This is a genomic window from Rahnella rivi, assembly GCF_019049655.1.
Lineage (GTDB): Bacteria > Pseudomonadota > Gammaproteobacteria > Enterobacterales > Enterobacteriaceae > Rahnella > Rahnella rivi.
The window spans coordinates 320,401-332,263 of sequence record NZ_JAFMOX010000065.1; the positions used below are offsets into that span (position 1 = coordinate 320,401).

Below are 11,863 nucleotides of genomic sequence, written 5' to 3' on the forward strand. Positions count from 1 at the left end.
GCGATTTTCCTCAGGCGAAGCCGACTTCGGTTTCTTTGCGTTTCTTATAATGGGTGACGGTGATGGCTGCGACGATCACCACGCCGATGACGATATTCATGAAGTAACTCGACACACCGATCAGGTTGAGGCCGTTTTTCAGCACGCCAATCAGGAACACGCCCATCAGGGTGCCGACCACGCTGCCTTTGCCGCCGTTGAGGCTGGCACCGCCGAGTACCGCCGCGGCCAGCACATCCAGCTCGCCGCCGACCAGCGCATTCGGTACCACTTCACCGACGCGATACACCTGCACCAGCCCGCCAATCGCCGCCATCGCGCCGAGATAACCGTAAGCAAACAGATGCAATAATCCGACGCGGATACCGATACGGCGCGCAGATTCCTGATCACCGCCGACCGCAAACAGCTGGCGTCCGAGATGGGTTTTGTTGAGCAGGACCCAGCTCAGCCCGGCCACTGCCAGCATCACCAGTACCGGCAAACCAATCTGATAATGCTGCTCGCCGACGCTGAACGGCAGCACGCGGATCGGCGTGGTCAGCCAGTCCGGCAGGTCGTACAGGCTGGTGCCGTTGGTCAGCCACATCAGCATGCCAAACAGCAGCGACTGCATACTGATGGTGACGATGATCGACACAATGCGCAGGCAGTAGATCAGAATGGCGTTGATCATCCCGAGCACCGTGCCGATGGCGACCGCCAGTAAAATGCTGCCGGTCGGGCTGCTCAGGCCGTAGTGGATCGCAAGCGTAGCGATGGTGTACTGCACGACCGACGCCACGGCGGCGAACGAAATATCAATGCCGCCGGTGACCAGCACCACAAACAGGCCGAGGGCGAAAATGCCGCTGACGGCGTAGCTTTCGGTCAGATCCAGCAGGTTCTGCAAGGTCAAAAACTGGCTGGTGAGTAAGGAAAAGGTGACGATAACCACCAGCAAAACCCAGGCTAAATAACCTTCGTTGCTGGACGGGCGTAACCGGCTGAGCTTAAGCATTGACCGCCTCCGCAAGTTGTTGCTGGGTGATCGCGCCCGGCAGATATTCGCCAACCACCGTGCCTTCACTGAAATGCAGCACGCGGTCGCAGTTGAAATAGACTTCCGGCACTTCGTCGGAAATCAGCAGGATGGAAATTCCCTCTTCTGCCAGCTGGTGGATCAGCTGGTAAATGCTGGCTTTTGCGCCGACATCGACGCCGACCGTTGGCGAATCGAGGATCAGGATTTTCGGCTGCGTCAGCACCCATTTCGCGAGCACGATCTTTTGCTGATTGCCGCCGGAAAGCGTGGAGATCGCCTGATCAGGGTTAGCGACTTTGACGCCGAGTTTTTCGATCCACTGCTGGATGATCTTGTTCTTGCGGTATTCGTCGATCAGATGAAAACGGCTGCGCAGCTGATCCATGATCGCCAGCACGGTGTTGTCGCCGACGGATTGTTGCTGGATCAGACCGAGCGTCAGGCGATCTTCCGAGACATAGCCGACGCCAGCTTTGATCGCGTCTTCATGGCTGCGAAAACGTACCGGTTTGCTGTCGAGGTAGATTTTGCCGCTGTCCGGTTTGGTCATGCCAAACAGGCTGAGCGCCAGTTCGGTACGGCCCGAACCGAGCAGGCCACACAGGCCGAGCACTTCTCCGGCGTGCAGTTTGAAACTGACGTCGTGATACTGGCCCGCGCGGCTGAGTTTGTCGGCTTCCAGCATGATGCGTTCGTCATTCATGTTGGCGGCTTTCAGGCGGTAATCGAGTTTCAGGCCGGTCATCAGTTCGGTCAGGCGTTCGCTGCTGACTTCGGACGCGGGGAAGGTGCCGACTTTTTTGCCGTCGCGGATCACCGTCACGCTGTCGGAAATCTCCAGCACTTCATCGAGGCGATGGCTGACGAACACCACGCTGATGCCTTTGCTTTTCAGGTAATGCACGGTGCGCAGCAGCTGATTCACTTCGGTGCGGGTCAGCGAGGCGGTCGGTTCATCCATAATCACCAAACGCGCATCGGCCACCAGCGCGCGGCAAATCGCCACCTGCTGACGCTGGGCAATCGGCAACGCCGAGACTTTACTGTCAAGATCCAGCGTGTAATTCAGCTCAGTCAGAATGCGCTGTGCGGTTTCCCGCAGGCGGGACGGACGGTACCAGCCCATCAGCCCCTGTAAGTTGTGGTCAAAGGCGATGTTCTCGAACACGCTGAGATTGGGGAATAAAGACAGATCCTGATAAATCACCTGCACGCCAAACTGCCGTGCCTGATCCGGTGACAGTTTGCTGAAACGCTGGCTGCCCTGCGAGGCCGAGGTGAGCGTGATCTGGCAACCGTTGTCCGGCTGGTAAACCCCCGAGATCACTTTGATCAACGTACTTTTCCCGCAGCCGTTGGTGCCCGCCAGGCAGTGAACTTCGCCCTGCATCAGCCGCAGGGAAATGTCGTTGAGCGCACGCTGTCCGCCAAAGGTTACCGACAGATTTTGCACATCAATCAGCGGCGCGTGGTCTGTTTGAATGATCTCGGAGATTGCCATGATTACAGCCCCATTTTGACCAGTTTCGGCAGGTTGGCTTTGTCCAGGCTTTCGGTTTCGTTGCCCAGAATGGTGCGCGTTGCCTCGTCGACTTTCACTTTGCCCATGCCTTCAATGGTCATGCCGTCAGTGATTTTTTCGCCTTTTTCCAGTTTCTCGGCGATGCGCACGAAGACTTCACCGGCGACCATCGGGTTCCAGATAAAGCCGCCCTTAATCGCGCCGGCTTTCACCAGACTTGCGCCCTGACCCGGACTGAATGGCCCGAACACGCAGATGTCGTCCGTTTTGCCACGGTTAAGCACCGCGCGGCCTGCGCCAATCGGGCCTTGTGAGCCGATCGCCAGAATGCCTTTCAGGTTGGCGTCTTTGGACATCAGATCGTTGGTGGTGCGGATGCTGTCATCGAGCGATTCACCGACGCCGAATTTGTCACCGACCAGATGCATATCCGGATAGTGTTCTTTCTGGTAATTGATGGCGGCATCGGCCCATTTCTGATGCAGCGGCACGGTCAGACTGCCGACATATACCGCGTAATCGCCCTTCTCTTTCATGCACTGCGCCAGCGCGACCATGTGAGTAATGCCGTGCTGCGTGGCATCGACCATTTCGAAATCCCAGTCGGCGTATTTCTGATCCGGCGATTCATGCACGATGACTTTGATCCCGGCGTCGTGGGCGCGTTTCAGCACCGGCTCCAGCACGCGGGCGTCGTTCGGCACCACGCCGATCACATCCACTTTCTGCGCGATCAGATCTTCAATCGCACGCACCTGCAATGCCGGATCCGCACTGGTCGGCCCGACCTGCCACGCGTCGATCCCGCGTTTGGCCGCTTCGCTTTTGATCCCGGCTTCCATTGCGTTGAACCAGGCGTTACCGCCCACTTTCACCACCACACCCATGCGGATTTTGTCGGCGGCGTGCGCAGACAGGGACAACATGGCTGTGGCGAACAGGCAGGCAAGAACGGATTTCTTGATCATGTTTACTCTCCTGGTAGGTCAGTTATGTGCCGCAGCTGACGCGCCGTTGCGGCTGTTTTAGTTTTTTTCTGTAGGGGTGACGGAGAAACTTCAATCACGTTAACGTTGCTCCAGGCCAGTTCCTGGCGGAATTCTTCATCCTCCAGATGGTCTGTTATCAGTGTGTCGATTTCCCGGTAGTGGCAGATCCGCGCAAAAGAGCGGCGGCCGAATTTGCTGGCGTCAGCCAGCAAAATTTTGTGCTCGGAGGACAACAGCATTTGCTGTTTCAGCCGAGCGTGATGCTCGTTACTTTCACGGATCCCGCCTTCGTGGCTGATGCCGTGACAGGAGAAAAACAGCTTGTTGATGACGAACTCTTTCAGCATTTGCTCGGCCAGCACGCCGACGAAATCTTCATACTTCGCCGAATATTCGCCACCCAGCCCGATCACCCGCACATTGGCTTTCACCGCCAGCGTCTGAATGATGTGTACCGAGTTGGTCAGCACCACCAGCTGAATGTCGGGCAACTGGCGGGCCAGAAACCAGCTGCTGGAACTGCTGTCGAGCAGCAGACAATCGCCGGGATTGATCAGCTGTAACGCCCGTTTGGCGATGCGCGTTTTGCTGTCCGGTGACTGATTACTGCGGTCCCGAAAGGATTCGCCCTGCTCGATCTGCGAAGGCACATAGGTTTTTTCGCCCGCCGAATGCTCCATAAACACCGCGCCGCCGTGGCTGCGTAACAACACGCCGCGCTTTTCCAGCAGCGCCAGATCCCGCCGCGCCGTTTCCAGCGAGATGCGGCATAACTGCGCCACTTCCTGCACCAGAATGCGTCCGCGCTGGCTGAGAATTTCGGTGATATAACGATGTCGCTCTACTGGCAGCATGTGGTGATTCCTCTTTCCCGATGTCAAATAGGATACGCAGCCGGATGCTCACGGAATGCGCAGTGCCTCAAAGGCGACCGTGCGCATTTTTTGCCACAATCGTCTTGTGATAGTTGTCACGAAAAGGTGAGAAAAGATGAAATGTTAAAGTTTGGATCTGTGGCGGGAACGGCATTAAATCGTCATTTGCGTTGCAACAAGACAGCAACAGATTTGCAAACGGTCACAATTCCTCGCCCTTACCGCTGACCGTTAATGACCGTTTGTGTGGAGTTGACCGTTTCAGCGATCAGTGGAAAAAAACGCTGGCGTTGCGCCGGAAATTCGCTGTTTCACAAGATCAACAAACGCGCCTTTAATTGGCGCGCCGGGTGCGGCAAGGGAGGTGGGTTCAGGTGGGGTAAAACAGATGAAAAACGGGGAGCGATCCCCGTTTTCGGTTATCTGCCGCCGGCCAGCTCGAGAAAGCTGCCGGTGACGTAGGAGGCTGAATCTGACAGCAGCCAGGAAATGGCCTGAGCGACTTCTTCCGGCTGGCCGCCACGCTGCATCGGCAGATTGGCTTTCACCCGATCCACCCGCCCCGGCTCCCCGCCGCTGGCGTGCATGTCGGTATAGATAAGCCCAGGCCGCACGCCGTTAACGCGAATACCGTACGCCGCCACTTCCAGCGCCAGACCGGTGGTCAGGGTATCCACCGCGCCTTTCGACGCGGCGTAATCCACATATTCACCCGGCGCGCCCAGACGGGAAGCGGCGGAGGAGACATTGACAATCGCCCCGCCATTTCCGCCATGACGGTGCGACATGATTTTCACCGCCTCACGGCAGCACAGGAAATAACCGGTCACGTTGGTAGACAGCACTTTGTTGATACGTTCGGCGGAGAGATTTTCAAGGGTTGTCTGCTGGAACAAAATCCCGGCGTTATTCACCAGCGCGGTCACCGGCCCGAGTTCAGCGCTCAGCCGTTTGAACATCGCCACAACCTGTTCTTCGTCGGCAATATCGGCTTTCAGGGCGATGGCTTTACCACCAGCCTGAAGGATGTCATCGACGACCGACTGCGCGGCGATGTCGTTATTAACGTAATTCACACCGACGGCGTAACCCTGCTGCGCAAGGAGAAGAGCCGTTGCGCGACCAATACCGCGGCTGGCACCGGTGACGAGGGCGATTTTCATAAGGAGGCTCCATCAGGGAAGTGAGGAAAGTGACGGCGCGGGCCGACGCCCACGCCCTTGCTACGGGCCTTAAACTTTCTGAAAGGCGAAAAAGCTTATTCCCCAAGCCGCGGATAGGCATCCGCAATCTTATCCCCGGTGAAGTGCGCCACCCAGCCTTCCTGATTATCGAATACACGGATCGCGGTGAAAGAAGGCGAACCGCCCATATCAAACCAGTGGCGGGTATTGGCCGGCACGGAAATCAGATCGTTTTTCTCGCACAGGATCTGAAAAATCTTCCCGTTCAGGTGCAGACAAAACAGCCCTGCGCCTTCCACGAAGAAACGCACTTCATCTTCCCCGTGGGTATGCTCGGAGAGAAATTTGGTGCGCAGCACGTCGCGCTGTTCGTGGTCGGGGCGCATGCTGATCACGTCCCAGCTCTGATAGCCCTTCTCGGCCACCAGTTTGTCGATTTCATGCTGATACGCGGCAATCACGTCCTGCGGCTGCGGGTTCTCGCCCAAATCGCGATCGGCCTGCCAGCGTTCAAAACGCACATCAATTTTACTCAGTTCGGCGGCGATGGCCTCGCCGTCACGGCTTTCCCAGACGGGTGCCGAAGGATCCTGGTCACTAAAAATCGTCAATGCACTCATGGTCAACCCTCTTATAAGAATGTTTCTAAGGCTATCTGATCAAAACGATTTACTTGCAGGTGATCGCTGAGCTCGTCAGCGTCATCGCGGATCAGCTGACAGGTGTGCCAGCCCGCTAAGCGCGCGGCGTCCAGTTCCTGACGGATGTCCGATAAAAACAGCAGATCCTGCGGCGGCAATATCAGCTGTTCGGCGATGTTCTGATACGACTCCGTTTCACGCTTGGCACCCACGCGGGTATCAAAATATCCGCTGAACAGCGGCGTTAAATCACCCGCATCACTGTAGCCAAACAGTAATTTTTGCGCGTCCACCGAACCGGACGAATACACGCACAGTTGCAGGCCCTCGGCTTTCCACGCGTCCAGCTGCGGCGCGACGTCGTCATAAAGATGTCCGCGAAAATCACCGTTCTCATAACCGGTCCGCCAGATGATGCCCTGCAACACTTTCAGCGACGTCGATTTCACGTCGTTATCCATGTAAGTGAAAAGCTGCTCGATCAGCGCTTCGACGCTGGCCTGTGGCCGGTCGATTTCAGCGCGCAGGGCGTTCAGCGCGCCCGCGACGTCCGGCTGCTCATGCTCATGACGCAGGAATTCGGCGAGGCGCTGACGGGCATAAGGGAATAACACCTGATGCACAAAGCGGATATCCGTGGTGGTACCTTCAATATCAGTGACGATGGCGCGGATCATTTAGCCTCCAGCAGGCGACGTTGCAGTTCACACTGGAATAAGAATTCCAGCCCTTCCAGATGGCGGCGCGCTTCGGCCACATCTTTGCCCCAGCAGGTCAGCCCGTGGCCGCGCAGCAGAAAACCATACTGCAACGGCGCGTGCTCTGCCGACGCCATGATCTTCTGCGCCAGCGCAGGAATATCCTGGCTGTTGTCGAAGATCGGGATCACCACCTGATCAAGGTGCGAGGTCTGGCCGCTGAGCGATTTCTGCATCTCATAGCCTTCCAGCACCAGCGCGCCGCTGCGCTCAACCCGTGACAACACGGTCGAGTTCACCGAATGGGTATGCAGCACCGCACCTGTTTCAGGATAGCGGGAATACAGCATCGTGTGCAGACCGGTTTCCGCAGACGGACGGCGGCCGCTGGGTGCCAGCCCGCTTTCCAGTTCCACCAGCAGGAAATCCTCTGCGGTGAGCGATCCTTTGTCTTTTCCTGATTCGGTGATCAGGCAATGTGCATCGCCTTCACGGATCGACATATTGCCGCCCGTCGCCGGGCTCCAGCCCTTCTGACCAATCCAGTGACAGGCCGCCAGCAGCGCGCCCAGTTGCAAATTCTCTGTCATCGTATTCCTGAAAAGCTGTGCGTTGAGGGACGGAGTTCGGGATGAAAATGGCGATATCTATGATTTATAGCGATATACACAATGTGTCGCCGCTTAGACCAAATTGGCATTTAGCCATCTAAGCGTCTCGATTGCCAAATATTAACATCGTGTTATATTGTGAGCAACATCGCTATCTGCACCGGTCCAGGAGTATTGACCCGCCATGAGCACAGCCGCACTGATCCCCGAAAGTAAACTTCCTGCCCTGGGCACCACGATTTTCACCCAAATGAGTGCCCTGGCGCAGAAACACAATGCGATTAACCTGTCGCAGGGTTTTCCTGATTTCGATGGCCCGCAATATCTGAGAGATCGTCTGGCGTATCACGTCAGTCAGGGCGCGAACCAGTACGCGCCGATGACCGGCACCGCGCCGTTGCGCGAAGCGATTGCCGCGAAAACCGAACAGATTTACGGCTTTGCCCCGGATGCCAACACCGACATCACCATCACGGCGGGCGCGACCGAATCGCTGTATATCGCCATCACCGCGCTGGTGTCGAAAGGCGATGAAGTGATCGCTTTTGATCCGAGCTATGACTGTTATGCCCCGGCGGTAGAGCTGGCGGGCGGCGTGATGAAACGCATTCAGTTGCAGCCGCCGGAATTCAAAGTGAACTGGGCGGAATTCGCCGATCAGATAACCGACCGCACCAAACTTGTGATCATTAACACGCCGCACAACCCGTCGGCCACCGTCTGGCGCCACAGCGACGTTGAGCAGCTCTGGCAGACCATTGCGGATAAACACATTTTCGTGCTGAGCGATGAAGTGTATGAGCACATCTGCTTCGCAGCGGAAGGCCACGCCAGCGTACTGCGTCACCCCGAGTTACGTCAGCGCGCCATCGCGGTGTCGTCATTCGGCAAAACCTATCACATGACCGGCTGGCGCGTGGGCTATTGCATCGCACCGGCGGTCATCAGCGCGGAACTGCGCAAGGTTCACCAGTATCTGACCTTCTCCATCACCACGCCGGTGCAGCTGGCGCTGGCGGATATGCTGCGGGAAGCGCCGGAACACTGGCAGGAATTACCGGCCTTTTATCAGGCCAAACGCGACCGTCTGGCGCAGGGGCTGGCGAACAGCCGCCTGAAAGTGTTACCGGGCCAGGGCACCTATTTCCTGCTGGTCGATTACAGTGACGTGTCCGATTTAGACGACGTTGCCTTCTGCCACTGGCTGACTGAACATGCGGGCGTGGCGGCGATTCCGATGTCGGTATTCTGCGCCGCCTCTTTCCCACATAAACTGATCCGGCTGTGCTTTGCCAAACAGGAAGCCACGCTGGACGCTGCCGCGGAGCGCCTGTGTCAACTTTAAAACTGTCCGTACTGCAACAGCCGCTGGTGTGGCTGGACGGCGAGGCCAACCTCGCGCATTTCGATGGCCTGCTCGGTGCGCTGACCGGCCGCGACCTGATTGTTCTTCCTGAAATGTTCACCACCGGTTTCGCCATGCAGGCGCCGGGCAGCGCGTTGCCGCAGTCGCGTGTGGTGCAATGGCTGCAACAGTGGGCGCAACAACTGAACGCCATGATTGGCGGCAGCGTCGCGCTGAGTACAACAGAAGGTGCCGTCAACCGTTTCCTGCTGGTTGAACCCCAGGGAAAAGTCCATTTTTATGACAAGCGCCATCTGTTCCGCATGGCCGGTGAACACCATTATTATGTGCCGGGTAAACGCCGTGAAATCGTCGAATGGCGCGGCTGGCGGATCCTGCCGCAGGTTTGTTACGACCTGCGTTTCCCGGTCGCCTCGCGCAATAATCAGGATTATGACCTGGCGCTTTACGTCGCCAACTGGCCGGCACGCCGCAGCCACCACTGGCAGACGCTGCTTACCGCCCGCGCGATTGAAAATCAGGCTTACGTGGCCGGATGTAACCGCGTCGGTGATGACGATAACGGCCATCATTACAGCGGTGACAGCCTGATCATTACTCCGCAGGGTGAAGAACTCGCACGCGCCGAGCCGGGCTCCGCGATGATTATTGACGCCGAACTGTCGCTGGAAGCGTTGCAGGATTACCGGGAAGCCTTTCCCGCCTGGCGCGATGCCGACACGTTTTTGCTGCACGAGTGATCGGCCAGAAACTCAGCGTTTCGTCAGGAAAAGCTCGCGTCAGTCACGCCGGGGCTGTTTGATAAAACGAAAAAACCGCCTGTGAAATGACCAGGCGGCCAACGATTTAGTGCGGCTGACAGACATTAAACGGTCGGTAAACCGGCCTCCAGCGCGTCGATCAACCTTCCGGCGCCTGCCCGCAGGGTAAACGCCGGAGTAAACCTATCTGTTATATCGCGCCGATAAAGTCTGCTTTACCGATATTCACGCCAAGGTGGCGCAGAATGTTGTAGGCGGTGGTGATGTGGAAATAGAAGTTCGGCACGGCAAACGCGGTCACGTAGCTGTGCGCGGTGAATTTCAGTTCGTGATTTTTGCCTTTCACCACGATCTCACGGGATTCATCGCCTTCCAGTTTTGCGACATCCACGCTTTCGATAAAACGCAGCGTTTTAGCAATACGCTCCTGTAACTGGGCAAACGTCACTTCGTTGTCTTCCATCGCAGGGGCGGCTGTGCCTGACAGGCGGGCGATCGCGCCTTTTGACATATCACTGGTGATTTGCACCTGACGCGCCAGCGGATACATGTCATCGGCCAGGCGGGTATTGAGCACCTCTTCTTCCGATTTTCCGTTTTCCTTTGCCCATGCCACGCCCTTTTCCAGCAGGGCTGAAAGATTCTGTAAACCACGAACAAACTGTGCGGCCGTACTGCCATAAAGCGATGCTGACATGATGCTTCCTCTGTGAATGATGGGTTAGAACAACTGGCGCTACCTTAGCGCGTTACGGTCTGAACAACGCGACGTTTTATAGCAGTGTAGTGTGACGCAAATCCGGTTTACGGCATTCGCCGCTCTTTTTGTCAGCGCATGTAAACAGGCCCCTGTGTGGATCAATTCTTGCATTCACTACCCCCGCAAAAACATCTGACAGAGGACCACTGATGACCATCACCTTTATTGCACACACCACGCCCGAGCCTGCGTTGTACGGCGCGATGGCAGCGATACTTGCTGAATTGCGCGCGTTGCCGCTGTGTCACTTCCCCGTCAGTCATGATGCGCAACGTTACCCGAATGCCCGCCAGCACGTGACGGCGCAGGGGCATGCGCTGACCAGCGGGCTGGTATGGCTCGAGCGCCTGACCGGGCGCGGTGCGGGTGCTGAATCCAGCCTGGAATCACTGATTTATCGGGCACTTAAAGAAGATATCGTGGTGCCACTGCGTGAACCGTTATCCGCAGAACTGGCCGCGCAACTCGCTGAACAGGGCATTGAAATCGAATCATTAACCGTGGTGCGCCATCAGGATAAATTCCAGCTGGAAGACGTCACCACCGGCAAAATTCGCAGTAACGGCTGGGGGCGTGATGCCTTTGGCCGCTGGGCTTTAGGCTCCGTTTCACAACCGGTCATGCGGGCAGGAAAAACCTTGCGCGTGGCGCTGGTGGGGGATATTGCCGGGCAGCGCGACAGCTATCCGGCGATGCTCGCTGCACTGGGAGACGCCGCCGATGCACTGGCAATGAACATCGACGTCGTCTGGGTGACGCCAACGCTGCTGGGCAGCCAGCTGGATTCCACGCTGTTTGATGTGGACGGTATTATTCTGCCGGGCATGACGCTGACCCACACAGACTGTCAGGCCGGGCAACTGGCGACCGCCACCTGGGCGCTGGAAAATCAGACGCCGGTGCTGGGCATCAATCAGGGGATGCATCAGATGGTGACCGCGCTCGGGCAGAAAGTGCTCGGACAGGAGCGCGTGGTGATGCACGGCCCCTCGCCGCTCGGCAGCCTGCAAACCGGCCTGCCGCTGGCGGAACATACGCAGCCGCGTCTGGGGAATCATCCGGTGTTCAGCCGCGGCGGCAGCCTGCTGGCGAATAAAATGGGCGAGGAGTTCACGCTGCGCTACAACCAGCGCCGCTACCTGAATCCGCAATTACTGGCGGAACTGGAAAGCGCGGGGCTGTGCGTTTGCGGGTATGACGAAAGCGGGGAACAGGCGCAGGCGGTTGAGCTGAGCAACCATGCCTGTTTTATCGGGATCCAGGGTCAGCCGGAGCTGATGTCACGCCGCGAGCGCCCGCATCCGCTGCTGATGACCTTCCTGCAACAGGTTCGCCAGAGCAACCGCCAGCACGACGTCAGCCACGATGCGCTGACCAAAAGCGTGCGCTTAAAACAACCCCACCTGCTGATGGGCTGATGGGCTGATGGAGC

At 57.5% G+C, this 11,863-nt stretch carries 12 protein-coding genes; 3 read left to right on the top strand and 9 right to left on the bottom strand.

The features are described from left to right. Window positions 1-10: 10 nt before the first annotated feature. The 8 genes from J1779_RS20735 to J1779_RS20770 form a co-directional block, all read right to left on the bottom strand. A complete protein-coding gene (locus tag J1779_RS20735; protein WP_122097370.1) occupies window positions 11-1,000 on the bottom strand; it encodes an ABC transporter permease in 990 nt (329 codons plus the stop codon). Beyond that, window positions 993-2,525 (bottom strand): sugar ABC transporter ATP-binding protein, encoded by a 1,533-nt coding sequence (locus tag J1779_RS20740; RefSeq protein WP_217204652.1) that lies wholly within the window; start codon window positions 2,523-2,525, stop codon window positions 993-995. Before J1779_RS20740 ends, J1779_RS20735 begins: the two co-directional genes overlap by 8 nt. Before the next feature lie 2 nt (window positions 2,526-2,527). Further along, window positions 2,528-3,514, bottom strand: coding sequence for a substrate-binding domain-containing protein (locus J1779_RS20745; RefSeq protein WP_221298082.1), 987 nt, complete (start codon window positions 3,512-3,514; stop codon window positions 2,528-2,530). A 2-nt stretch (window positions 3,515-3,516) separates the two neighbouring features. Next, window positions 3,517-4,389, bottom strand: coding sequence for a DeoR/GlpR family DNA-binding transcription regulator (locus J1779_RS20750; protein ID WP_056781519.1), 873 nt, complete (start codon window positions 4,387-4,389; stop codon window positions 3,517-3,519). Between the two features lie 440 nt (window positions 4,390-4,829). Beyond that, complete coding sequence (locus J1779_RS20755; protein WP_217204653.1) at window positions 4,830-5,573, bottom strand: SDR family oxidoreductase; 744 nt, start codon at window positions 5,571-5,573, stop codon at window positions 4,830-4,832. Between the two features lie 95 nt (window positions 5,574-5,668). After that, a complete protein-coding gene (locus J1779_RS20760) occupies window positions 5,669-6,214 on the bottom strand; it encodes a 1,2-dihydroxy-3-keto-5-methylthiopentene dioxygenase (protein ID WP_056781525.1) in 546 nt (181 codons plus the stop codon). Window positions 6,215-6,225: 11 nt separating this feature from the next. Continuing rightward, window positions 6,226-6,912, bottom strand: coding sequence for an acireductone synthase (gene mtnC / locus J1779_RS20765; RefSeq protein WP_122097367.1), 687 nt, complete (start codon window positions 6,910-6,912; stop codon window positions 6,226-6,228). Continuing rightward, on the bottom strand, window positions 6,909-7,523 hold the full coding sequence (locus J1779_RS20770; protein ID WP_217204654.1) for a methylthioribulose 1-phosphate dehydratase: 615 nt from the start codon (window positions 7,521-7,523) through the stop codon (window positions 6,909-6,911). The genes mtnC and J1779_RS20770 overlap by 4 nt, the downstream gene beginning before the upstream one ends. A gap of 205 nt (window positions 7,524-7,728) precedes the next feature. On the opposite strand from J1779_RS20770, the gene J1779_RS20775 reads away from it, so the two are divergent. Then, a complete protein-coding gene (locus J1779_RS20775; RefSeq protein ID WP_217204655.1) occupies window positions 7,729-8,889 on the top strand; it encodes a pyridoxal phosphate-dependent aminotransferase in 1,161 nt (386 codons plus the stop codon). Beyond that, the gene (locus tag J1779_RS20780; protein WP_056781534.1) at window positions 8,877-9,650 is read left to right on the top strand and encodes an amidohydrolase; all 774 of its coding nucleotides are present in this window, start codon (window positions 8,877-8,879) and stop codon (window positions 9,648-9,650) included. The genes J1779_RS20775 and J1779_RS20780 overlap by 13 nt, the downstream gene beginning before the upstream one ends. A gap of 211 nt (window positions 9,651-9,861) precedes the next feature. Here J1779_RS20780 and J1779_RS20785 read toward each other — a convergent pair whose 3' ends face one another. Then, window positions 9,862-10,368 carry a DUF1993 domain-containing protein gene (locus J1779_RS20785; protein WP_217204656.1) on the bottom strand — a complete coding sequence of 169 codons (507 nt, stop codon included), beginning with the start codon at window positions 10,366-10,368 and terminating at the stop codon, window positions 9,862-9,864. 212 nt (window positions 10,369-10,580) lie between these two features. Between J1779_RS20785 and J1779_RS20790 the strand changes: the two genes are divergently transcribed. Continuing rightward, window positions 10,581-11,849, top strand: a complete 1,269-nt coding sequence (locus tag J1779_RS20790) for a glutamine amidotransferase-related protein (RefSeq protein WP_217204657.1) — start codon at window positions 10,581-10,583, stop codon at window positions 11,847-11,849. Window positions 11,850-11,863: the final 14 nt, after the last annotated feature.